25 protein-coding genes are annotated in these 23185 nt (G+C 64.0%); 8 read left to right on the top strand and 17 right to left on the bottom strand.

The genetic code is table 11. The features are described 5' to 3' along the window. Positions 1-35: 35 nt before the first annotated feature. Both AC07OP_RS23895 and AC07OP_RS23890 read right to left on the bottom strand, forming a co-directional pair. Positions 36-458 (bottom strand): MAPEG family protein, encoded by a 423-nt coding sequence (locus AC07OP_RS23895; RefSeq protein ID WP_495102726.1) that lies wholly within the window; start codon positions 456-458, stop codon positions 36-38. Next, complete coding sequence (locus tag AC07OP_RS23890) at positions 451-756, bottom strand: DUF2834 domain-containing protein (protein ID WP_027608514.1); 306 nt, start codon at positions 754-756, stop codon at positions 451-453. The genes AC07OP_RS23895 and AC07OP_RS23890 overlap by 8 nt, the downstream gene beginning before the upstream one ends. An 83-nt stretch (positions 757-839) precedes the next feature. On the opposite strand from AC07OP_RS23890, the gene AC07OP_RS23885 reads away from it, so the two are divergent. Both AC07OP_RS23885 and AC07OP_RS23880 read left to right on the top strand, forming a co-directional pair. Further along, positions 840-1625 carry a helix-turn-helix domain-containing protein gene (locus tag AC07OP_RS23885; RefSeq protein ID WP_495102725.1) on the top strand — a complete coding sequence of 262 codons (786 nt, stop codon included), beginning with the start codon at positions 840-842 and terminating at the stop codon, positions 1623-1625. 56 nt (positions 1626-1681) lie between these two features. After that, positions 1682-3388 (top strand): amidase, encoded by a 1707-nt coding sequence (locus tag AC07OP_RS23880; protein WP_027608516.1) that lies wholly within the window; start codon positions 1682-1684, stop codon positions 3386-3388. A 96-nt stretch (positions 3389-3484) separates the two neighbouring features. Here the strand turns inward: AC07OP_RS23880 and AC07OP_RS23875 are convergent, their stop codons facing one another. Genes AC07OP_RS23875 through AC07OP_RS23865 form a run of 3 tightly spaced genes read right to left on the bottom strand, consistent with a single transcriptional unit; the run spans position 3485 to position 4907 of the window. Continuing rightward, a complete protein-coding gene (locus AC07OP_RS23875) occupies positions 3485-4222 on the bottom strand; it encodes a CPBP family glutamic-type intramembrane protease (RefSeq protein ID WP_495102724.1) in 738 nt (245 codons plus the stop codon). Continuing rightward, positions 4222-4692: a RidA family protein gene (locus tag AC07OP_RS23870; protein ID WP_495102723.1), complete on the bottom strand. Its 471-nt coding sequence runs from the start codon at positions 4690-4692 to the stop codon at positions 4222-4224. The genes AC07OP_RS23875 and AC07OP_RS23870 overlap by 1 nt, the downstream gene beginning before the upstream one ends. Further along, entirely contained in the window at positions 4689-4907 is a 219-nt protein-coding gene (locus tag AC07OP_RS23865) for a DUF6434 domain-containing protein (protein WP_027608519.1), read from the bottom strand. Before AC07OP_RS23865 ends, AC07OP_RS23870 begins: the two co-directional genes overlap by 4 nt. Before the next feature lie 246 nt (positions 4908-5153). Between AC07OP_RS23865 and AC07OP_RS23860 the strand changes: the two genes are divergently transcribed. Next, a complete protein-coding gene (locus tag AC07OP_RS23860; RefSeq protein ID WP_024075865.1) occupies positions 5154-5582 on the top strand; it encodes a nuclear transport factor 2 family protein in 429 nt (142 codons plus the stop codon). A gap of 23 nt (positions 5583-5605) precedes the next feature. Here the strand turns inward: AC07OP_RS23860 and AC07OP_RS23855 are convergent, their stop codons facing one another. Then, the gene (locus tag AC07OP_RS23855; RefSeq protein WP_495102722.1) at positions 5606-6931 is read right to left on the bottom strand and encodes an aminotransferase-like domain-containing protein; all 1326 of its coding nucleotides are present in this window, start codon (positions 6929-6931) and stop codon (positions 5606-5608) included. Between the two features lie 89 nt (positions 6932-7020). On the opposite strand from AC07OP_RS23855, the gene AC07OP_RS23850 reads away from it, so the two are divergent. Continuing rightward, positions 7021-7911 carry a DMT family transporter gene (locus AC07OP_RS23850; RefSeq protein ID WP_065942063.1) on the top strand — a complete coding sequence of 297 codons (891 nt, stop codon included), beginning with the start codon at positions 7021-7023 and terminating at the stop codon, positions 7909-7911. Here AC07OP_RS23850 and AC07OP_RS23845 read toward each other — a convergent pair. Next, positions 7908-8465: a YceI family protein gene (locus AC07OP_RS23845; protein ID WP_115488373.1), complete on the bottom strand. Its 558-nt coding sequence runs from the start codon at positions 8463-8465 to the stop codon at positions 7908-7910. The two genes, AC07OP_RS23850 and AC07OP_RS23845, sit on opposite strands and share 4 nt — an antisense overlap. Before the next feature lie 86 nt (positions 8466-8551). On the opposite strand from AC07OP_RS23845, the gene AC07OP_RS23840 reads away from it, so the two are divergent. Together AC07OP_RS23840 and yghX are read left to right on the top strand one after the other, a co-directional pair. Beyond that, positions 8552-9046 carry a PaaI family thioesterase gene (locus tag AC07OP_RS23840; RefSeq protein ID WP_169899383.1) on the top strand — a complete coding sequence of 165 codons (495 nt, stop codon included), beginning with the start codon at positions 8552-8554 and terminating at the stop codon, positions 9044-9046. Between the two features lie 44 nt (positions 9047-9090). Continuing rightward, positions 9091-9978, top strand: a complete 888-nt coding sequence (gene yghX / locus AC07OP_RS23835; protein ID WP_495102721.1) for a YghX family hydrolase — start codon at positions 9091-9093, stop codon at positions 9976-9978. 62 nt (positions 9979-10040) lie between these two features. Here yghX and AC07OP_RS23830 read toward each other — a convergent pair whose 3' ends face one another. Beyond that, entirely contained in the window at positions 10041-11225 is a 1185-nt protein-coding gene (locus AC07OP_RS23830) for a DUF2252 family protein (protein ID WP_495102720.1), read from the bottom strand. 74 nt (positions 11226-11299) lie between these two features. Beyond that, positions 11300-12178, bottom strand: a complete 879-nt coding sequence (locus AC07OP_RS23825) for a LysR family transcriptional regulator (protein ID WP_495102719.1) — start codon at positions 12176-12178, stop codon at positions 11300-11302. Between the two features lie 127 nt (positions 12179-12305). On the opposite strand from AC07OP_RS23825, the gene ampC reads away from it, so the two are divergent. Beyond that, on the top strand, positions 12306-13460 hold the full coding sequence (ampC, locus tag AC07OP_RS23820; RefSeq protein ID WP_495102718.1) for a class C beta-lactamase: 1155 nt from the start codon (positions 12306-12308) through the stop codon (positions 13458-13460). Positions 13461-13516: 56 nt separating this feature from the next. Here the strand turns inward: ampC and dctM are convergent, their stop codons facing one another. The 8 genes from dctM to AC07OP_RS23780 all read right to left on the bottom strand — a co-directional run bounded on the left by dctM (position 13517) and on the right by AC07OP_RS23780 (position 22017). Next, positions 13517-14797, bottom strand: coding sequence for a C4-dicarboxylate TRAP transporter large permease protein DctM (gene dctM, locus AC07OP_RS23815; RefSeq protein WP_027608528.1), 1281 nt, complete (start codon positions 14795-14797; stop codon positions 13517-13519). Next, positions 14797-15429: a TRAP transporter small permease gene (locus AC07OP_RS23810; RefSeq protein ID WP_027608529.1), complete on the bottom strand. Its 633-nt coding sequence runs from the start codon at positions 15427-15429 to the stop codon at positions 14797-14799. The genes dctM and AC07OP_RS23810 overlap by 1 nt, the downstream gene beginning before the upstream one ends. A gap of 48 nt (positions 15430-15477) precedes the next feature. Beyond that, positions 15478-16461: a TRAP transporter substrate-binding protein gene (locus tag AC07OP_RS23805; RefSeq protein ID WP_495102717.1), complete on the bottom strand. Its 984-nt coding sequence runs from the start codon at positions 16459-16461 to the stop codon at positions 15478-15480. A 154-nt stretch (positions 16462-16615) separates the two neighbouring features. Further along, complete coding sequence (locus AC07OP_RS23800; protein ID WP_027608531.1) at positions 16616-17428, bottom strand: HpcH/HpaI aldolase/citrate lyase family protein; 813 nt, start codon at positions 17426-17428, stop codon at positions 16616-16618. A 14-nt stretch (positions 17429-17442) separates the two neighbouring features. Continuing rightward, positions 17443-18636, bottom strand: coding sequence for a CaiB/BaiF CoA transferase family protein (locus AC07OP_RS23795; RefSeq protein WP_495102716.1), 1194 nt, complete (start codon positions 18634-18636; stop codon positions 17443-17445). Between the two features lie 9 nt (positions 18637-18645). Beyond that, complete coding sequence (locus tag AC07OP_RS23790) at positions 18646-19995, bottom strand: MmgE/PrpD family protein (RefSeq protein WP_495102715.1); 1350 nt, start codon at positions 19993-19995, stop codon at positions 18646-18648. Positions 19996-20005: 10 nt separating this feature from the next. Then, a complete protein-coding gene (locus tag AC07OP_RS23785) occupies positions 20006-21169 on the bottom strand; it encodes an acyl-CoA dehydrogenase family protein (protein ID WP_495102714.1) in 1164 nt (387 codons plus the stop codon). Between the two features lie 29 nt (positions 21170-21198). Beyond that, complete coding sequence (locus tag AC07OP_RS23780) at positions 21199-22017, bottom strand: HTD2 family dehydratase (RefSeq protein ID WP_495102713.1); 819 nt, start codon at positions 22015-22017, stop codon at positions 21199-21201. Positions 22018-22265: 248 nt separating this feature from the next. On the opposite strand from AC07OP_RS23780, the gene AC07OP_RS23775 reads away from it, so the two are divergent. Continuing rightward, positions 22266-23156 carry a LysR family transcriptional regulator gene (locus AC07OP_RS23775; RefSeq protein WP_115488385.1) on the top strand — a complete coding sequence of 297 codons (891 nt, stop codon included), beginning with the start codon at positions 22266-22268 and terminating at the stop codon, positions 23154-23156. Positions 23157-23185: the final 29 nt, after the last annotated feature.

The raw sequence follows: 23185 nt of genomic DNA, 5'->3' as shown, positions 1-23185 counted from the left end.
AGGGCTTGCCACAAAAACCGGGGTGTCGCTGCGGTTCATCGCAATGCGTAAAGCACCATTGCACCCAGCGCGAACAGGCACGTCACCCCCAGCCCATACGCCAGCGTGCGCCACGGCTGCCATCCCGCCAGATACATCAGCGTATGGGCCATCCGCGCCAGGGTGAAACCAATGAACAACCAGGCCGTGGGCGCACCGGCAGTGCCCAGCGTCACACACAACCCACCGAGCACGAAGAACAGCGGGATATTCTCCAGGTCATTGGCCCAGGCCCTGGCCGCCCGACTCACCTGAGGTAACTCCACGGGATGTGCAGCACACTTGAAGACCGCCGCATCTTCGCGGTTGGTGAACGCCAGCCCGCGAAGCCGGAAAAATCCCTGATAGCAGGAAATGCCAAACATCTTCAGGCACAGCACCAGCACGCACAGGGCGTAGATGTGCAACAGCTCATTCATCCCGAAATCCCTTCAGCACGATGTAGAGCAACGGCCCCACCGACACGAACACCGCCGTCAGCAAGAAATACGGCAGCACCGACGCCAGCGACCGCCCCCGCGCCCGTGCATCCTGGTACATCCACACACAGGCCAGCACGGCCATCAGGTAGAGGTCGATGACGACCTGCGCGGTGTCCGGGCGCGATATCAACTCTCGTCCGAAGGCCAGCAGCGATTGCTCGGCCGTGAGCAGCGTGAACAGGGTGTACAGCGAAAAGCCCAGCAGAGCGGCGAGGGCCAGATAAGGTTTGTGCATGGTCGGCTCCTTGACGTGATCGAGGCTCACCCTAGTGATAAGGTTGCCCTCCTCGCAATGACCTCGGAGGTCATAGTCACGCCATGGATAACCCCGCTACTGCCGGCGAACACTTGCGCCAGCTACGCCGACAGGCTGGTCTGAGCCAACTTGACCTGGCCCTGATGACCGGCGTTTCCCAGCGCCACCTCAGTTGCCTCGAAACCGGACGCGCCAAGCCGAGCCCAGGTACGTTGCATCACCTGCTCAGCGCGCTGGAAACACCGCTGGAGCAATGCAACCGCGTGTTCCTCGCCGCCGGCTTCGCGCCCCGCTATACCGCTACCCCGCTCGCCTCCCCGGCCATGGCCGCAATTCGCGAGGCGGTCAGCCATGTCCTGCACGCCAACAACCCGGCCCCGGCGATCCTGCTGGGCAGCCACTGGGAAGTACTGGCCGCGAATGCGAGTACCGGCGTGCTGTTGGCACTGGCGGGGGTCACGCCGCCGATGGAAGGCCTGAACCTGCTGACCACCCTGCTGCAACCCGGCGGCCTGGGCGACCACTTGGTCAACGCCGAAGAAATCCGCACCCTGGCCTGGCAACGGGCAAGCCGCGAGGCGCTGGACAACCCTGTGCTGGCCGCCCTACTGGCGAGCCTGCCCGCCCCCGCCCATACCACGCCGCCGCCTGAAATGCCGCCGCTGGTGTTGACCCGCGTGCATACCAGCCAGGGCGAACTGAGCTTTCTGTCCACCTTCACCACCTTCGGCATGCCCCAGGACATCACCCTCGCCTCCCTGCGTATCGAGCATCTGATTCCCGCAGACGACGCCACCTGGCAGGTGATGCGTGCCGCCCATGGGGAAAATGCCGCACTGGTTTTGTGAAATATCTGTACGTAGACTGCCGCCATACCTCAACTTAAGGCGGCGAAGAAAACGTCATGCAAGTTACCGAAGTCTCCATTGCCCAATTGCGCGCGGCGCTCGAATCCGGCCAGACCACGGCCGTTGAACTGGTGCAGGCTTACCTCGCGCGGATCGATGCCTACGACGGTCCGCAGACCGCTACCGCACTCAACGCCGTCGTCGTGCGCAACCCCGACGCCCTGAAGGAAGCCGAGGCCTCCGATGCACGCCGGGCCAAGGGTGAAACCCTGGGGCCACTGGATGGCATTCCCTACACCGCCAAGGACAGCTACCTGGTCAAGGGGCTGACCGCCGCCTCCGGCAGCCCGGCCTTCGCCAAGCTGGTCGCCCAGCGCGATGCGTTCACCATCGAGCGCCTGCGCGCCGGCGGCGCCATCTGCCTGGGCAAGACCAACATGCCGCCGATGGCCAATGGCGGCATGCAGCGCGGCGTGTATGGCCGCGCGGAAAGCCCGTATAACGCCGACTACCTCACCGCGCCGTTCGCCTCTGGTTCATCCAACGGGGCCGGCACCGCCACCGCCGCCAGCTTTGCCGCCTTCGGCCTGGCGGAAGAAACCTGGTCCAGCGGGCGTGGCCCGGCGTCCAACAATGGCCTGTGCGCCTATACCCCGTCCCGCGGGGTGATTTCGGTGCGCGGCAACTGGCCGTTGACCCCGACCATGGACGTGGTGGTGCCCTACGCCCGCACCATGGCCGACCTGCTGGAAGTGCTCGACGTGGTAGTGGCTGAAGACCCGCACACCCGTGGCGACCTGTGGCGCCTGCAGCCGTGGGTGCCGATCCCCAGCGTCGCCTCGGTGCGCCCGGCGTCTTACCCTGAATTGGCGGCGACGGCCGAATCCCTGGCCGGCAAACGCTTCGGCGTGCCGCGCATGTACATCAACGCCGACCCCGAGGCCGGCACCAGCGAGAAGCCCGGCATCGGCGGCCCCACCGGGCAGAAGATCAACACCCGCGCCAGCGTGATCGACTTATGGAAGGACGCACGCCAGGCCCTTGAAGCGGCCGGTGCCGAAGTCATCGAGGTGGACTTCCCACTGGTGTCCAACTGCGAAGGCGACCGCCCCGGTGCGCCGACCGTGTTTACCCGTGGCCTGGTCTCCAGGGAATTCCTGCACGATGAACTGTGGGAACTGTCGGCCTGGGCCTTCGATGATTTCCTGCGCGCCAACAACGACCCGGCCCTGAACCGCCTGGCCGATGTGGACGGGCCGAAGATCTTCCCCCACGACCCCGGCACCTTGCCCAACCGTGAAGACGACCTGGCCGCCGGCATGGACGAGTACGTGCGCATGGCCGAGCGCGGCATCACCCCGTGGAACGAGATCAGCACCGTGCCCGATGGCCTGCGCGGCCTGGAGCAAACCCGGCGGATAGACCTGGAAGACTGGATGGATAAGCTCGGCCTCGACGCTGTGCTGTTCCCGACCGTGGCCGATGTGGGCCCGGCGGATGCCGACGTGAACGAAGCCAGTGCCGATATCGCCTGGAGCAATGGTGTATGGGTGGCCAACGGCAACCTCGCCATCCGCCACCTGGGCGTGCCCACCGTTACCGTGCCCATGGGCGTGATGGCGGACATCGGCATGCCGGTCGGGCTGACCTTTGCCGGGCGCGCCTACGATGATTCGGCATTGCTGCGCTTTGCGGCGGCGTATGAAGCCACCGGCAGCAAACGCCTGATCCCGCCGCGCACGCCGCCGCTGGCGACAAACTAACTGATTCACTGTGGGAGGAGTGTCAGTTGATGCATCGGTGGCTGACCCACTGCCATCGGGAGCAAGCCCCCCCCACAGTTCTAACCGCATTTCAAGTCAGGCCATATAGGGCACGGCAATCAGCAGGATTGCCGTGCCATGGCAGGCCGTCGCCGCCAACACGCCATGACGCATGCGCACCAATGCGCAGGCCAGCCCTTCGATCAGGGTAAACAGCAACACCGGCCAGCCCAGTTGGGTCACGCTCAAGGCCAGGAAGGCATGGCAGCCGGCAAACGCCACGCCACTGATCAGCGCCGCTCGCAGCGGTGTCACCTGCTGTTCAAGGTAGCCCTGCAAAAAACCGCGAAACAACACTTCCTCCAGCGCATTGGCGCCATAGGCCAGCACCACCATGCCCGGCAGCCACACCCAGTAGCCGGGGATCGCGTGCGGCTCTATCCCTTGATAGAGCCGCAACGGCACACCGATCAGGCAACCAACCGCAAGCCCCACCGCCAGGCCCAGGGCGCGGTGGCCCCTGGTCCATACCACCAGGCGCCACAACTCCGGCGCCACCCGGGCGAACCCTACGACCAGCAGCACCGACAGGCCACCCAGCGCCGCCAATACAAAGGCATTCGCGGTGAAGGCGATTTGCACCTCGTCACTGAGCGCCCACATGCCCAGGGGCGTCATCGCATCGCGCATCAGCACGAACGCCGCGAGCAGAATCAGGATGCGCATGGCCGGCAACGACGTGGGCGTCAACCCGAACCACAGGCCAAACAGCAGCAAGCCCGGTGCCAGGTGCAGGCCGTAGTTGAGCAGGACGACCAGACCTTGGCTGACCATCAGTCGCGCGCGACCGCGACCATGTCGATCTCCACCGCCGCCGACTTCGGCAGTTGCATCACCCCCACCGAGGTGCGCGAATGCACCCCGGCACCGCCGAGGATCTCGTGCAACAGGTCCGAGGCGCCGTTGGCCACTTCACTCTGCTGATCGAAGTCCTCGGCGCTGCGTACATACACGGTGATACGCGGGATGGCCTTGACCCGGTCCAGCGAACCGAGTGCCTGCTTGAGCAGGCCCAGGCAGCGCAATGCACTGATGCCGGCGGCGATTTGTGCCTGGGCCAGGGTCAGGGTGTCACCGACTTTACCCGGCAGCATGATCGTGTCGCCTACGCGAGGGATCTGCCCACTGATGTACAGGTGGTTGCCGTCGCGCACCAGCGGTGTGTAGTTGCCGCCGACTTTGAATTCATCCAATTGATAGCCGAGGCGTTTTTGCATGGCTTGGTATTTTTCATCCGGTGTCATGCTCGGGAGTCCTCGTTGCGACGTTGCCATTCATCCACCACGTCGCCCATGGTCTTGGGCGTTGCGTTGCGAATCCAGGCCATGAAAGGCCGGTCGAACTTGAACCCCGGCCCACAGTGTTCAAGCATGAAGCGGCGCACGTTCTGGGTGTTTTTATAGTGTGGGGTCACGGGAGTGGCGCGGGTGATGGGTTCGCTGTGCCAGTCAACATCCATTTTGTCTCTCCGGAGATCTGGGGGTCGGGCAGTAGCATAGCGATGTGCTACTTGCACCGGAAGCGAGGTTTAAGCCAAACGAGGTGTTGGGACATCGTATAAGAAACCCAGATGTCCACACCCCTTGAAACGCCAATCCTTTCGAGATATTTCAAATTTTTCTTTCCTTCCCTGGGGAAAATATTGCATGGTTGTACGATGACTTAACGAGTCATATCCGCCCCCAACAACAATAAGGAAACACCCATGCAAAACGTCAAAGTGCTGATCGGATTTCTGTGCCTGTTCAGCGGCTATGTGGCCGCCGCCCCTGCCGCCGACAAAGACGTCGCCCAAGCGGTCGACCACCTCACCCAGGCCATGCTGCATAAAGACCTCAAGCAGCTCCAGAGCCTGACCGCCGAGAACCTCACCTACGGCCACTCCAGCGGCAAGATCCAGAACAAGCAGGAATTCATCGCCGACATCGAGACCGGACGCAGCGGCTTCAAGACCCTGGAAATGCAGAAACAGACCATCACCCTGAGTGGCGATACCGCCCTGGTACGCAACCACTTCTCCGCCCTGGCGGTGAACAGCGGCAAGGAAGTGCCCACCGAAATCGAGAACTTCCAGATCTGGCAAAAACAGAAAGGCCACTGGCTGCTGATCGGGCGCCAGGCGTTCAAATTCTGATGGCTAGCGGTGGGCCATAGGGCTCACCACTGCACCACCTTGCGCACCTTCACCAACGCCTCGCGCAGCGCCGGCATGTCCACCGAGCCCAAGGCCAGGCGCAACGCATGGGGCACGTGGGCCGAGACGGCGAAGGGCTCGGCGGTGGAGACGGAAATGCCGTCGCGCTGCAAGGTCATGGCGACTTGATCGGCGCGGGCCTCTTCCGCCAGGGGCAGCCACAAGAAATACGATGACGGGTGGCTGGTGTAGGCCAGCCCCTTGAGTACCTGCGCCGCCAAGGCTTGCCGCGCCCGCGCATCCTGGCGCTTTTGTGCTTCAAGTTGCGCCACCGTGCCATCCTCGATCCAGGCCACCGCAATCGCACTCATCACCCCCGGCACGTTCCAGGTGGTGGCCATGATGGTGCGTTCCAGTGCTTTGACCCAACCCGAAGGGGCAGCGATAAACCCCACGCGCAGGCCGGTCGCGACACTTTTCGACAGCCCCCCCACGTAAACCGTGCGCTCCGGCGCCAATCTGGCCACGGGCAGCGGCGCGTCCTCGGCCAGGAACGCGTAGGCCGCGTCCTCGATGATCATCAGGTTGTGCTCACGGGCAATCGCCACCAACTGCTCGCGCTGCGCCAGGCTCAGCACCCAGCCCAACGGGTTATGCAGGGTCGGCATGCTGTACACGGCACGCACCGGGCGCTTGCGACACAGGCTGTGCAGGTAGTCCAGGTCCGGGCCGTCGGCGGTGACCGGGATGGCGACGATCTCCAGGTGCAGGGTCTCGGCCAGCACCTTGAACCCCGAATACGTCAAGGCGTCGACGGCGATCACATCACCGGGCTTGAGCAAGGCCATCATGGTCACGGCCAACCCGTGCTGGGCGCCGCTGACCACCAGCACCTGTTCGGCCTCGACCGTCAGCCCTCGGCTCAACAGGTGCCGCGCGACAGCCGCGCGCTCATGCAGGCGACCGGCGTGGGGCTGGTAACGCAGCAGCGCGTCGAGGTCGCCGGACAGTGCCAACTGGCGCAAGGCCGTGCGCAGCAAGTCGGCCTGGCCCGGCAAGGACGGGTAGTTGAAATTCAGATCGAGCATGCCCGCCGCCACACTCATCTGCCCGCTGCCCTGCCCCGGCGGCAGCGAAATTTCGCGCACGAAGGTGCCTCGGCCTGTTTCGCCACTGACCAGGCCCATGGCCTCCAGCTCGGCGTACACCCGGCTCGCGGTGACCAACGCCAGGCCATGCTCGGCGGCCAGTTGGCGGTGGGTCGGCAGTCGCGTGCCGGGGGGCATGCTGCCTGAGCGAATGGCCTCGGCGAAGCTGTCGACCAACGACTTGTAGCGGGCACGGGGCATAAGCGATGTATCCATGACAATTTTTTGATTGTCTTTATCTTCAACCCTAGGATGCCTGCCACGCAACTCATCCTTTTCGGACACCCTTTATGGAACGTACAGCCCCCCTCAGCAACCTCGACACCCGCACCCAAGGCTGGATCAACGGTTTCATCGGCGTGGTGATCTTCAGCGGCTCGTTGCCGGCCACGCGCCTGGCGGTGATGGAATTCGACCCGGTGTTCCTGACCATGATCCGCGCCGCCATTGCCGCGCTGCTGGGGCTGGCCTTGCTGGGGCTGTTCAAGGAGCAACGTCCCGCACGCCAGCAATGGATGCCCCTGGCCATCGTCGCCCTCGGCGTGGTGATCGGCTTTCCGTTACTCACCGCGCTGGCCCTGCAATACGTGACCTCCGCGCACTCCATCGTCTTCATCGGCCTGCTGCCGCTGGCGACCGCCGTGTTTGCTGTACTGCGTGGCGGCGAGCGTCCACGCCCGGTGTTCTGGCTGTTTTCGATCCTCGGCAGCCTGCTGGTGATGGGGTACGCCTTCGCCCAGGGCTTGAGCGCCGCACCGGCGGGTGACGTACTGATGCTGCTGGCGGTGCTGGTGTGCGGCCTGGGGTATGCCGAAGGCGCCAAACTGTCGCGCAGCCTGGGCGGCTGGCAGGTGATCTGCTGGGCACTGGTGGTGTCGTTGCCGGTGGTGGTGCCGTTGAGCCTGGTGCTGGCGCCGTCGAGCGTCAGCGGCATCAGCCTGCCGGCCTGGCTGAGCCTGGGCTATGTGTCGCTGTTCAGCATGCTGATCGGCTTTGTGTTCTGGTATCGCGGCCTGGCCCAGGGTGGCATCGCCGCCGTCGGCCAATTGCAACTGCTGCAACCGTTCTTCGGCCTGGCGCTGGCAGCGGGCTTGCTGCATGAACAGGTCAGCCTGGGCATGCTGCTGGTGACGGTCGCGGTGATCGGCTGCGTGGCCGGGGCCAAGCGGTTCGCGCGCTAACGTTGGGGCGCGACCATCTTGAACTTGATGTTGATGTCGTCGGACACCACGCTGTTGCCGGCCCATTCGCCTTCGCCGATCCTGAAGTCGCCGCGCTTGAGGATCAACTCACCGTCGAACACGCCAATGCCATCCAGCTCCTTGAGCACCACGTTGACCGCCACCGGGCGCGTGGTGCCCTTGATCGTCAGGTTGCCGCTGATGTTGAAGCGGTTATCCCCCAGGGCCTTTACAGCGGTGGACTCATACACGCCCACCGGATAGGTCGCGGTATCGAACCACGAGGCCCGTTGCAGCTCGTCGTTGGCATCGGGGCTGCCGGCATCGATACTCGCCAGCTGGATCTTGAGCAAGGCATGTCCGCTTTCGGGCTTCTGCGTGTCAAAGCTCAGCGTGCCTTCGAAGTCGCCGAAGGTGCCATACACCCGCTGCCCCAACTGCTTATAGGTAAAACTGATCTGGCTGGCGGTGCGGTTGACGTCGGTGTACTCCGCCGCCTGGGCACAGCCGATAGCACCCAGGACCAGGACCAACGGGAGAATTCGACGCTTCATGCCACGCTCCGCAAAAAAAGGATGTATTCCCATCAGGTGCCTGTGCTGCTAAACAGATTAGCCGCTCACAACAATAAGGATGCTGCATGCCCACCCCTTCTCTACAGGACATCACCGCGCCGGAAGGCATCTGCTACGGCTGCGGCGGCAGTAACCCCCATGGCTTGCATATCAAGAGCCGCTGGGATGCCGATGGTGTCCATCTCATCGCCGAACATCGCCCCGAGGCAAAATACAGCGGCTGGCCCGACCTGGTCTACGGCGGCCTGATCGCCATGCTGGTGGACTGCCACTCCAACTGGACCGCCATGGCCTACCACTACCGTGCCGAACAACGCGAACCCGGCAGCCTGCCGCGCATCGACTGCGTCACCGGCAACCTGGGGATCAAATTCATCAAGCCAACCCCCATGGGCGTTCCGCTCACCTTGCGTGCGCGGGTCGAGGGCGACGTGGGTCGCAAAAGCCGCGTGGTCTGCGAGGTGTACGCCGGCGAGGTGCTCACGGCCATCGGCGATTCGCTGTTCGTGCGCGTCGACACCCGCGAACTGGCTGCGGCCGCCCATGGCCGTGACGGCTGATCCTGGTCTACATTGACTGGCACCGCTAATCGAGGACCGAACCGATGACTCGTCTCACCGCGAAAGACTTTGCCCCCGAACTGCTGGAACTCTACGACGGCTACGCCCACGGCAAGCTCAACCGCCGCGAATTTCTCGACCGCGCGGCGCTGTTCACCTTTGGCGGCCTGACCGCCTCGGCCCTGCTGGCGGCCCTGAGCCCCAACTATGCCCTGGCCGAACAGGTGAAATTCACCGACCCGGACATCGTTGCCGACTACATCACCTACCCCTCGCCCAAGGGCAACGGCACCGTGCGTGGCTACCTGGTGCGCCCGGCCAAGGCCACCGGCAAGCTGCCGGCCGTGGTGGTGGTCCACGAAAACCGTGGCCTCAACCCCTACATCGAAGACGTCGCCCGGCGCCTGGCCAAAGCCGGGTTTATCGCCCTCGCGCCGGACGGCCTGACCTCGGTGGGCGGCTATCCCGGCAACGATGAAAAAGGCGTGGCGCTGCAACAGACAGTCGACCCGACCAAGCTGATGAACGACTTCTTCGCCGCCATCGAATGGCTGATGCACCACGACAGCAGCACCGGCAAGGTCGGCATCACCGGCTTCTGCTATGGCGGCGGCGTGACCAATGCGGCGGCGGTGGCTTATCCGGAACTGGGCGCGGCGGTGTCGTTCTACGGGCGCCAGCCGGAAGCCAAGGACGTGCCACGCATCAAGGCGCCGATCATGCTGCATTTTGGCGAGCTGGATACGCGGATCAACGAGGGTTGGCCGGCTTATGAAAAAGCCTTGAAGGCCGCCGGCACGACCTATGAAGCGTATATCTACAAGGGTGCCAACCATGGCTTCCACAATGATTCGACGCCGCGTTATGACGAGGCAGCGGCGAATCTGGCGTGGGAAAGGACACTCGGCTGGTTCCACAAATACCTGGCCTGATCGCAATCCAAATGTGGGAGGGGGCTGCCCCCTCCCTCATTGGAAAATCATCACATTCCAGATCAGTGTTCCAAGGCATACCGGCGGCAGTGGTTGAGGTAGCCCTGCTCATGACTGCCCACCAACTGCACCACGCTGGTCCATAACCACGACGGCGCATCCAATTGCCTGGAGCGGTTTTCCTGCAGCACCGACATCCAGCCCTTGCGCGTCGCCCGGTCCATCTGCCGGGCATGGGCGATACCGACCACCCGCGCCAGGTAACCGGCGGCGTGCATGGCATCGAGCTCACTCAGTTCGTCCAGTTCCAGCTTCATGTCCTGGGGCAACAGTTCGCGGATGAAAAAGCCATGGTCCAGAAACCGTGTCGCCACCATGCGTTCACCCAGGCCCGGCGACAGCTGGCGGGCGCCCTCCACCACTCGGCGGCCGTTGTCCCTGGGCATCTTCGCCCGTGCCGCGCGCGGTGCGGCGGCGCCGACGGCTTCCTTGATATCGATCAGGCAGTATTCCTCATCGTCCTTGTCGCCCACCCCCAGCAATACGGCGTAGCGCAGCAGGCCGAGGGAGCTGCAGCCCTTGACCCAGTAAGCCGAATCCAGCAGTTGGACCTTGGCGTCCTTGGGGCGGCCCTTGAGCGAGGTGACCAACTGATGGATGTCATCCGACGCGCAGACGCTTTCCAGCGCACTTTTTTCTGCCCGCGACAGCGACCAGAAATGCTTTCCCAGCGGGATCGTCGGCCGCACGTTGTCGATGCGCTCACGGGCCAGGCTTTTCCAGGTGCGCTCGACGGCGCTGCGCATCCCCGCCTTGACCTGGGACGGACGCGGCGGTACCTCGTCGGGCTTGTCCTTGAACGCCTGTTCATAGCCCACCATCATTTCTTCAAGCATGCGCGCGGTGGTCACGCCCGGCAGGTCCGAACCGCGCGCAGCGGTGGCCAGGGACAGCGCCAGACGCACCAGGTCGTGGGCCGGGTTGCCGATCACGGCCTGGTCAAGGTCGCGGATATGCATATCGATGCGGCCCTTGTTGTCGCCGGTAGGCCCCAGGTTGCCCGCGTGGCAGTCGCCGCAGATCCAGATCGCCGGGCCTTGAGGCAGACGCCTGCCCATCTGGCTGTGCAGCCACTCGTAGAATTGCACGGTGCTGCCGCGCACATACGCGTGGGCGGAGCGTGCCATCTTCAAATTGCGCAGTTGGGTGAGGTGTGGCATGCGAGCGGAGGGGCGCGGTGTTTTCATGGAATAACTCAGTGCAGGTGTAGCGGTAGAACGCCGGCCCCAAGCAAATGTTTCATTATGTTTCAAAAATAAACTCAGACCCGCCCACTCTCCTCCAGCAACCATGCCTTGAAGGCCTGCATGGCCGAGGTTTCGGCCCGCGACTGCAGGCGCGTCAGCCAGTAGCTGCCGGTGCTGATGCCGACGTCGAAGGGCTGGCGAATCACATCACTCTCCAGTTGCCGCGAGAACATCATCGCCGGCGCCAGCGCCACGCCGCTACCTTGCAGCGCCGCCTCCATCATCGCCAGCGACGAGTCGAACACGATGCTGCGCGGTACCAGGGTATCGGCGGGCAGCCCGGCGGCCTGAAGCCACAGGCTCCACTCATCCGCGCGGTAGGAGCGCAATAGCGTGTGTTTCAACAGGTCGGCCGGCGTGTGCAACTGCGCGGCGAGTGACGGCACACACAGTACCGTCAGCGGCGCTTCCAGCAACTCCAGCGCATCCGTGCCGTGCCAGGCACCGGCACCGAAACGAATCGCGTAATCCAGGCCTTCGGCAGCCACGTCGACACGGTTGTTATGGGTGGACAGGCGCAGGTCGATGAACGGGTAGCGGCTCTGGAAGTCCGCCAGACGTGGCAGCAGCCAGCCGACGGCAAAGGTGCCGACCGCGCCCACGGTGAGTACCTCGCGGTAATGCCCGCCCTCGAACTGGCCCAAGGTGTGGGCAATGCGGTCGAACGACTCGCGCACCACCGGCAGCAGGGTTTCGCCCTCGCGGGTGAGCATCAACCCGCGGGGCAGGCGCTTGAACAAGGTGACAGTGAGCTGCGCCTCCAGGCTCTTGACCTGATGGCTGACCGCCGCCTGGGTCACGCATAACTCGATGGCGGCGCGGGTAAAGTTCAGATGCCGGGCGGCCGCTTCGAAAGCGCGCAAGGCGTTCAACGGTAAGTGGGAGCGGAGCATATTGACCCCAATATTTCTAATGGCTACTGCGAGATATCATCGTTTGCCCAGGACCGGCGAACGGCCTACATTTGCCTCGCCCGCGCAGGCTCTTCATTCAATCGATCATTCTCATGGAAGCGTTATCATGCCCCAACATTTACTGTCTGGCGTGCGTAATTTCACCGCCCTCGCGGTGTTTATCGCCGCCGGCAACTGCCTGGCGTCTACCGACCTGCAGGCGGTGGTGGATGCCAATGTAAAACCGCTGATGCAGCAGCAATCGATTAACGGCCTGGTGGTCGGCGTAGTGCGGGACGGCAAGGCGCAATACTTTAACTACGGCGTCGCCGCCACCGACACCCGCCAGCCGGTCAGCGAAAACACCCTGTTCGAAGTGGGCTCAGTGAGCAAGACCTTCACCGCGACCCTGGCCGGTTACGCGGTAGCCCGCGGCAAACTCACGCTCTCGGATCCGGCCAGCCATTACCTGCCGGCACTGGGCGGCGGCAAGTTCGACCACATCAGCGTGCTCAACCTCGGCACCTATACCGCCGGCGGCTTGCCCCTGCAATTCCCCGCCAACGCGGATAACAGCCAGCGCATGATCAGCTACTTCCAGCAGTGGCAACCCGACTTCGCCCCTGGCACCCAGCGCCTGTATTCCAACCCGAGCCTGGGGTTGTTCGGCTACCTGGCGGCGCAGAGCCTCAAGCAGCCGTTCGATCAGGCGATGGAAAAGACCCTGTTGCCCGCACTCGGGCTCAAGCACACCTTCATCAAGGTGCCGCAGAGCCAGATGAGCCTGTACGCCCAGGGCTATGGCAAAGATGGCAAACCGGTACGCGTCGGCCCCGGCGCCCTGGACAGCGAGGCCTACGGCATCAAGACCAGCGCTGCGGACTTGCTGAAGTACGTTGACGCGAACATGCATCCGGCGACGCTGGATAAAACCCTGCAGCAGGCGATCAGCGTGACTCACACGGGTTACTACAACGTGGACGGCATGACCCAGGGCCTGGGTTGGGAAATGTACCCCTACCCCATCCCGCTCGATGGGTTGATGGCCGGCAACTCCACACCCATGGCAATGGAACCGCACGCGGTCAACTGGCTGACCCCGCCCCAGGCGCCCCACGCCGACACCCTGGTGAACAAGACCGGCTCCACCAATGGGTTTGGCGCCTACGTGGCGTACGTGCCGAGCAAGGGAGTGGGCGTGGTGATATTGGCGAACAAGAACTACCCGAATGCCGAACGGGTAAAGGTCGCCCATGCAATCTTGAGTGCGCTGGACCACTAACGGTGGAGGGGCCGGTGCGACGATTCGACTGGCCCCCTCCCACCTGTTGACCCGCGCTACATACCCAGCCAATGCGGCAAGGCCAGCGAGATAAACGGCAAGTACGTGACCATGATCAGGAACACCAACAGGATCATCAGCCACGGCAACGCCGCACGAATGGTCTGCCCCAGCGTCAACCCGGTCACCGCCGAGGTCACGAACAGGTTCAGCCCCACCGGTGGGTGCACCAGGCCGATTTCCATATTGACCACCATCACGATGCCCAGGTGAATCGGGTCGATGCCCAGCTTCATGGCGATCGGGAAGAAGATCGGCGCCAGGATCAGCACGATGGCCGAAGGCTCCATGAAGCTGCCGGCGATCAGCAGCACCACGTTGACCATGATCAAAAAGCCAATCGGCGTGAGGCCCTCGGACAGCACCCAGGCGGTGATTTCCTGGGGGATCTGCTCGGTGGTCAGCACATGGGCGAAGAGCATGGCATTGGCGATGATAAACATCAGCATGATCGCCAGGCGCCCGGACTCCAGCAGCACCTTGGGGCAGTCGCGCAGCTTCATGTCCTTGTAGACGAACAACGCCACAAAGGCCGAGTACACCGCCGCCACCGCCGCCGCTTCGGTGGGGGTGAACATGCCGCTGTAGATGCCGCCGAGGATGATCACCAGCAGCAACAGGCCCCAGAACGCGCGGCGCGCACAGCTCAGCCACTCACGAAACGTCGCCCGTGGCTGGGCCGGCAGCTTCTTGATGCGCGCGACAATGTAGATCGCCACCATCAGCATCAGGCCCAGCAGCAAGCCCGGGATCACCCCGGCCATGAACAGCTTGCCCACCGAGGTTTCCGTCGCCGCCGAGTACACCACCATCACGATCGACGGCGGAATCAGGATGCCCAGGGTGCCGGCGTTGCAGATGATCCCCGCGCCGAATTCCTTCGGGTAACCGGAGCGCACCATGCCCGCCACCGCAATCGAACCCACCGCCGCCACCGTCGCCGGGGATGAGCCGGACAGCGCCGCAAACAGCATGCACGCCAGTACCGCCGCAATCGCCAGGCCGCCACGGATATGCCCGACACAGGCGTTGGCAAAGTCGATCAGCCGCTGCGCCACGCCGCCGGTGGTCATGAACGCACCGGAGAGCAGGAAGAACGGGATCGCCAGGAAGGTATAGGCGTCGGAGGTTTCGAACAGCTTGATCGCCAGGGAACTGACCGAGTCCGGGCTGAACATCAGGATCGACACCGCGCCCGACAAACCCAGCGCAATGGCAATCGGCACGCCGAGGAACATGAACACGAACAACAGCAGGAACAGACAGAGCACGGCCATCAGTGACGCTCCCCATGGCTGCCGGCCAACTTGCTGGCCTCACCGGCCTCGTCGGCCAGCCCCAACCCGACCTGACGGCGGGTAAAGATGCGGTAGAAAATTTCCAGGTAGCGGATAAACACCAGGGCAAAACCTATGGGCACGATGATCACGATGTCACCCACGTCGATGCCGAACTTATCGAGGTCTTCGGCGCCGATATGGGCAGTCATCACCGCGCTGACCCACTTGTAGCTGGCGACCATGAACAGCCCCGCATAGGCCAGGCAGCACAGGCAGGCGAGCATGCCCAGCACGCGCTGCACCGGACGCCGGGTCAGCTTGACCAGCGCGTCCACCCCCAGGTGCCCGGCGGTGCGCACCCCATAGGAAATGCCGAAGAAAATCAGCCAGCCGAACATGGCCTTGGTCAGCGCCACGCTCCAGGTCATGTCCTGGGCCCAGGTCATGGTGCCGTCGCCCAGGGCGCTGAAGAAGTTGCTGCTGAAGGCCCACTTGTCGGCCAGGGCAAAGAACAGCGTGTAGATGTTATTGAGCATGACGTAGACGAATGTCACCAGGGTCATGGCCGCCAGCAGGAAGGCAATAAAGCCTTCCTCCAGGTGCTCCCAGACGCGCCTTAGCGTTTGCATGGCAAAACCTCGCGAAAGCAAAATGAGATGTCAGGGCGGAAACCGGCCTTAGTGGTTGGCGGCATCCGCCGCCTTGATCAGATCAGCCCCGATCTCGCCTTCGAACTTCTGCCATACCGGGCGCATCGCGTCGCGCCACAGCTGGCGTTGCTCGGGGGTCAGCTCGATGATTTCGCTGGTCCTGGCGTCGATGATCTTCTGCCTGGCCGACTGGTTCAGGGCTTCGGCCTGTTTGTTCACCTCGACGGTGACCTCGACCATGACCTGCTCCAGGGTGCCGCGGATGTCCGGCGGCAGGCCGTTCCAGAAGGTGGCATTGGTGATGACCATGTAGTCGATCAGGCCATGGTTGGATTCGGTGAAGTACTTCTGCACTTCGTTGACCTTCTGGCTTTCATAGTTCGACCAGGTGTTCTCGGTGCCATTCACGGTGCCGGTCTGCAAGCCCTGGTACACCTCGGCAAAGCTCATCTTGCGTGGGTTGGCGCGGATCGCCTTGAACTGTTCCTCCAGCACGCTGGAGGCCTGCACGCGGAATTTCAGGCCACGGGCGTCCTTGGGTTCATGCAGCGCCTTGTTGGCGGAGAGTTGCTTGAGGCCGTTGTGCCAATAAGCCAGGCCGAGGATGTTCTTGTTCTGCATCGAGGTCAGCAGTTGCTTGCCCTCGGCGGCCTGGAAGCGGTCGACGGCGGCCAGGTCGTTGAACAGGAACGGCAGGTCATAGATCTGCACTTGCCGGGTGTATTGCTCGAACTTGGCCAGGGATGGCGCCAGCATCTGCACGTCGCCCAGCAGCAGCGCTTCCATTTCCTTGCCGTCACCGAACAGTGACGAGTTGGGGTACACCTCGACCTTGACCTTGCCCGGCAAGCGTTCTTCGGCGAGCTTCTTGAACAGCAACGCGCCCTGGCCCTTGGGGGTGTTTTCAGCGACCACGTGGGCGAACTTGATCACGATCGGGTCCGCCGCCTGGGCCAGGCCTGCGGCAAACAAGGTGGCGGCGCAGAACAGCGCCCGAGAAAGCTTGAGCATGGAAATCACCTTCTTATTGTTGTGGTTAGGGCAAGGTGCCTGATATGACGCGTGTAGTGAATTTCGAATTTTTGATACCTGCGTTCGGCCACGCCGAACACCAACCTCAAGAAAAATGCAGTTCCCCCGGCCACATTTGATTCGGCTCCGTCAGCTATGACTGTGCGAGCAACCGCTGCGCCCGCAACAACACCGGCGCATCCACCATCTGCCCATCAATCTGGTAAGCCCCCGCCCCATGCGCCCCGGCGTCCACCACCCGCTGCGCCCAGGCCAGGTCTGCGGCGCTAGGCGCCAACGCTTCATGGATCACCGCCACCTGCCTGGGATGGATACACAACGCGCCGGCAAAGCCCATTTCATAGGCATGCCGGATCGAACGGCGCAGGCCGTCGGGGTCGTCGATGGCCGGGTGCACGCCATCCAGTGGCGCCACCAGGCCAGCCGCGCGGGAGTGCACGATCAGCGCCAGGCGTGCCTGGTCGAGGGCGAACTGCGCGGCCGGGGAGTTGCTGCTCAGGTTGAGGTCCAGCGCCAGGTCCAGGCCGCCGAATGACAGACGTTCGACCTGCGGCGCCTGGGCGATGTCGGCCAGCGCCAGCAAGCCGCGGGCGCTTTCGATAATCGGCCAGATCAGCTTGCCCGCCGTGGCGACCACCGCCACCTGGGCCGCACTTTCCACTTTCGGCAGGAGTACACCCGCCACGTTGGCGTAGGCTTTGCAAAACGCCACATCGTCGAAATGCCCGGCATGTTCCGGCGCATTGATGCGCACCCACACCCGGGCCTGCGGGTGACTTTGCAGGAACGCCCCGAGGTTATCCCGCGCCTGGCGCTTGAGCGGCTCTTCCACCGCGTCTTCGAAATCCACGATCACGGCGTCGGCGCCACTGGCCAGCGCCTTGGCAAAGCGTTCCGGTCGGCTGCCGGGAACAAACAGCGCAGAGCGCACAAGAGGATTTGGCATAACGGACTTCCTTATTAGATAACGCCGCGCGCACGCAGGCTGTCGATGGCATCGCCGGAGTAACCGAGCTGCTCGAGGATGCCCTGGCTGTGCTGCCCCAGCGCCGGTACGGCGTCCATGCGCGGGGTAAACGCCCCGTTGCGCGCCGGCGGCAGCAGCGACGGCAACGGCCCGGCAGGGCTTGCCACTTCACGCCAACTGTCGCGGGCCTTGAGCTGCGGGTGGTCCCACACGCCTTGCATATCGTTGACGCGGGCACTGGCGATCTGCGCGTCTTCCAGGCGCTGGATCACGGCCTCGGCATCCAGTTGGGCAAAGCTGTCGACGATGATCTGGCGCAGCACCTCGCGGTTGGCCGAGCGCTTGAAGTTGGCGCTGAAGCGCTCATCCGTCGCCAGCCCAGGCGTGAGCAGGACCTTGTCGCAGAACGCCGCCCATTCGCGCTCATTCTGCAAACCGAGCATCACCGTGCCGCCGTCGCCGGTGGGAAACGGCCCGTAGGGGTAGATGGTCGAATGCGCCGCGCCGGCACGCGGCGGCGGCGGCGCACCGTCGAAGGCGTAGTACATCGGGTAGCCCATCCATTCCACCAGGCTTTCGAGCATGCTCACGTCGATGCGGCTGCCCTGCCCCGTCTTGCCGCGCAGCAGCAGTGCGGAAAGGATGCCGCTGTAGGCGTACATGCCAGCGGAGATATCGGCGATGGAGCAACCGGCCTTGGCCATCTGCTCGTCACCCGGGCCACCGGTCACCGACAGAAAGCCGCCCTCGCTCTGGATCAGCAGGTCATAGGCTTTCTTTTTCTCGTAGGGCCCGCCTTCGCCATAGCCGGAAATGTCGCAGACGATCAGCCGTGGAAAGCGTGCATGCAGCGCCTCGAACGACAGCCCCATGCGCGCCGCCGCGCCCGGTGCAAGGTTCTGCACCAACACATCGGCATCGGCCAGCAGGCTGTCGAGGATGGCGTCGGCGTCGTCCTGCTTGAGGTCCAGGGTGAGGCTTTCCTTGGAGCGGTTGGTCCACACGAAATGCGAGGCCAGGCCACGCACGCGCTCATCGTAGCCACGGGCGAAGTCACCGGCACCGGGGCGTTCGATCTTGATCACGCGGGCGCCGAGGTCGGCCAATTGACGGGTGCAAAAGGGCGCGGCGATCGCGTGTTCCAGGCTGACAACGGTGATGCCGTCCAGCGGTCGTGGGTCAGTCATGACAGTTCCTCAGAGCCAATGGGCCATGGACGCGGCGTTGCGCACATCCCAGACCTTGGCGATCAATGTGTCGGCCTGGGCCGGTGTGCGAGCGTTACTGAACCGGGCGAGGCGCTGGAATTTATCCGCCAGTTCTGCACGGCTCAGGGTGTTGCCCGGGTCGCCCTTGGGCTCGTCGATGGCGCCGTGCAGGGTGCGGCCGTCAACCGTGGTGACGGTGACGCGGCCGAGCCAGCGCTGCGGGTAGGCGCCATCGACCTCGGGGTCGAGGGTCATGCTGACCCTGTCGCGAAAGGCGGCGACGGCGGGATCGGTCAACGCGTACTCATGGAACTCGGTGAGCCCGGCCTTGCCATGCACGGCGATCAACCCCAGCACGGTGCCCATGGAGAACTTGGCCTGATGCACGCTGGTCGGCACGCTTACCCGCCCCAGCACATCGATGGCGCCTTGGTGCACACGGGTTTCCACACCGGCGATATCGACGGCCTCCAGGCCTTCGCGTTGCATCAACGCCAGCAACGCATCGGCGGCCGGATGGGTATGGCGGCAGGACGCGTGGAACTTGAACGAGGTCTCCAGCAGCGCCCAACGGCTGCCAAGGCCAGCCGACAATTTGCTCGGCTCGGCATCCGTGGACATGCCCGCCGCCAGGCCGTGGTCGCCTTCGAGGATATTGCGCGCACCGGTCAGGCCATCCGCCGTCAGGTACGCCGCGAGCAAACCGTCCGCGGCCGCCTTGGCCGTGTGCAATTGCTTGGAGTCGGCGGCGTCGCGCAGGAATTCCCACAGCCCGGCGGCCTGGGTGCCGGCGCTGCCAAGCAGATGGGTGAACTGGTCCTGATTGAAACCCAGCAACTTGCCCACCGCCACGGCCGCCGCCAGGGTGCCCACCGTGGCCGTGGTGTGGAAGATGCGGTAGTGGGAGCGCCCCATGAATTCGCCGATGCGGATCCCGGCCTCATAGCCGGCCACCGAGGCCAGCAACACGTCACGGCCGGATTTACCGAGGTCCTGGGCGGCGGCCAAGGCAGCGGGAAACATCACGGTGGCCGGGTGCAGCACCGAGCTGTTGTGCAGGTCATCCTGTTCCACCAGGTGGGACGAGGCGCCGTTGACCAGCGCGGCGAAATACGCGCTGCTGCCGGTGCCATTGACGATCACCTGGGCCGGGCCGCTGCTCGGGCCCATCTTCTGGGCATAGCGCTCGAACAACGGGATCGGGTGCGCGCCCTGGCTGGCCAACGCGGACGCCAGCCAATCCAGGAACAGGTCTTCGGTGCGCGCCAGCACGGGTTCGGGCAATTGCTCGTAGGTCAGCTCGGCCAGGAACCGACACAGGGCTTGGGTATGGCTCATGGGCAGGCCCTCAGAAGCTGCGTGGCAGCTCGAGCAGGTGCTCGGCCACGTAGGACAGGATCAGGTTGGTGGAGATCGGCGCCACCTGGTACAGGCGCGTCTCGCGAAATTTGCGCTCCACGTCGTACTCGCAGGCAAAGCCAAAGCCGCCGTGGGTCTGCAGGCAGGCATTGGCCGCTTCCCAGGACGCCTTGGCCGCCAGGTACTTGGCCATGTTCGCGCTGGCGCCGGCATTCGCGCCGCTGTCGTATTCCGCACAGGCGCGCCAGCGCATCAGGTCGGCCGCTTCGACTTCGATATGGGCTTCGGCAATCGGAAACTGCACGCCCTGGTTCTGCCCGATGGGCCGGCCGAACACCACGCGGTCGCGGGCGTAGGCGCTGGCCTTGTCGATAAACCAGCGGCCGTCGCCGATGCATTCGGCGGCGATCAGGGTGCGTTCGGCATTGAGGCCGTCGAGGATGTATTTGAAGCCCTTGCCCTCCTCGCCGATCAAGCTATCGAGGGGTAGCTCAAGGTTGTCGAAGAACAACTCATTGGTCTCGTGGTTGACCATGTTCGCGATGGGCTGCACGGTCAGGCCGTTGCCGATGGCCTCACGCAGATCCACCAGGAAGATCGACATGCCTTCGGACTTTTTCTTCACCTCGGCCAACGGCGTGGTGCGCGCCAGCAGGATCATCAGGTCGGAATGCTGCACCCGCGAGATCCAGACTTTCTGGCCGTTGATCACGTAGTTGTCGCCGCGCTTGATCGCGGTGGTCTTGATCTTGGTGGTGTCGGTGCCGGTGGTGGGCTCGGTGACCGCCATGGATTGCAGGCGCAATTCGCCACTGGCGAGCTTGGGCAGGTAGAAGCGTTTTTGCGCCTCGCTGCCGTGACGCAACAGGGTGAACATGTTGTACATCTGCCCATGCACGGTGCCGGAGTTACCGCCGCAGCGGTTCACCTCCTCGAGGATCACCGAGGCTTCGGCCAGGCCCAGGCCGGAGCCGCCGTATTCCTCGGGAATCATCGCCGACAGCCAGCCGGCGTCGGTCAGCGCCTTGACGAAGGCTTCGGGGAAGCCCTTTTCTTCGTCGATCCGGCGCCAGTAGGCCGCGTCGAATGCGGCGCACAAGGCGCGCACGCCGTCGCGGATGGCATTGAGTGCTTCGTTGTCATTCGGGTTCATCTCACGGCTCTCCGCCTGTTGTTCTTGGCTTATTCGAAATGCACTTCAGCGGTTTGCGCCAGGCCATCGGTATTCCCGGCCCACAACGCCGCCACCCCGGTGTCACTGATGCGACCGCCCACTGCAAACGGCTGCGGTGCAATCAACGGGCGCACGCCGCGATAGGCAAAGCGCCGCACGCTGGCTTCGGGATGGGCGCGGCAAAACGCGCGCAGGCTCAAGGTCGCGATCAGCGGGCCATGCACCACCAGCCCGGCGTAGCCTTCGGTGCCGGTGACATAGGGGTAGTCGTAGTGAATGCGGTGCCCGTTGAAGGTCACGGCGCTGTAGCGAAACAGCAGGGTCGGCGTGGGGTCGATGGTTTCCTGCCAATCGCCCTGGGCCGGGGCCTCGCCGCTGCCCGGCTTGGGCGGCGTCGGCTCGCGGTAGACGATGTCCTGTTCTTCGCGGATCGCCAGGCGACCGTCCTGGGCATAGTCATGACGCACGGTGACAAACAACAGCGAGCCGCTGCGGCCGGTCTTTTCTTCGACCTGGGTGATGGTCGACACGCGGGTTGCCGCCTCGCCGGCCCGCAGCGGGTGCAGGAACTCGATACGCCCGCCCGCCCACATGCGATTGCGGTTATCCGCCGGCGGCAGGAAGCCGCCACGGGCCGGGTGGCCGTCGCCGCCAAGGGCGCTTTCCGGCAGCGGGTCCTGGAAGAAGCACCACTGCCACAGCGGCGGCAGGTCCGCGCCCAGCTCGGGGACGGCTTCGCCAAAGGTGGCGGCAATGCGTTTGAGCAGGTTATGGCTCAGGTGGTCGTGGGCGGTTTCGCTTCGGCCGATCCAGTCAGTGGCGCTCATCGGGTACAGGTCCTCGGGCAGTGAGTGTCTGCCCCGGATCATGCAAGCGCGGGCCCGTTCTGAGAATTTGCATTTCAATAAACCAGCGTTCGGTTATGCTGAACGCCGCATTCCAACCCGTACCGTTTGTGACGAGGGCGCTTGCTCCCGCTGGACTGCGCAGCAGGCCTGGTTTTTTGCGGCCGCTTTGCGCCCCAACGGGAGCAAGCTCTCCCTCGCCACAGGTCTTCGCAAGCCTGGAGTTTTGCATGCACTTCGACCTGGCCGACCTGCGCCTGTTTATCCATATCGCCGAATCCCCCAGCCTCACCCAGGGCGCCAGGCGCGCGTTCCTCTCGCCGGCCGCCGCGAGTGCGCGGATCAAGGCGCTGGAAGGCCAGCTCGACACGCGCCTGCTGTACCGTGACAGCCGTGGCGTAGAGATCACCCCGGCGGGCGAACGGCTGCTGCACCATGCGCGGTTGATCATGCGCCAGGTGGATTACCTCAAGAGTGAGTTCACCCAATACGGCGTGGATTCCGCCGGGCATATCCGCATCTTCGCCAACACCACGGCGGTCACCGAGTTCCTCCCGGAGGTGCTGGCCGGCTTCCTGTCCCAGCGCCCTGGCGTGACCGTCGACCTGCAGGAGCGTTTGTCCCGCGATATCGTGCGCGGCGTGCTGGATGGCACCAGTGACATGGGCATCATCGCCGGCCCCGTGGAGGCGGCGGGTTTGCAGGTGCTGCACTTCAGCACCGACAAACTGGTGCTGATGGTGCCCGTCGGCCACGCCCTGGCCGATCAAGCCTCGGTCACCCTGGAGCAGACCCTGGCTTATCAACATATCGGCCTGCATGAAGGCAGCACCTTGCTCAGTTTCCTGCGTGAACACGTTGAGCGGCTGGGCAAACAGTTGTCCCTGCGTATCCAGGTGTCGAGTTTCGAGGCGATTTGCCGGATGGTCGAAGCGGGCGTGGGCATCGGCATCATCCCCGAGTCCGCCGCCGTACGGCACAGCCGCACCATGCAACTGGTGGCGGTGACGCTGGATGAGCCGTGGGCGATTCGCGAGCGCAGTATTCTGGTCAGGGAGCTTGAGGCACTGCCCGGCACCATACGGGCATTGATTGCCACGTTGATGCCGCAAAGCACCTAAGCTCAGAAGTCACCTTGCCAGAGGAAACC

Source organism: Pseudomonas sp. GW821-FHT09D08 (genome assembly GCF_059416305.1).
The sequence above is the reverse complement of the archived record's forward strand: the minus strand, read 5'-3'. Positions and strand labels throughout refer to the sequence as shown.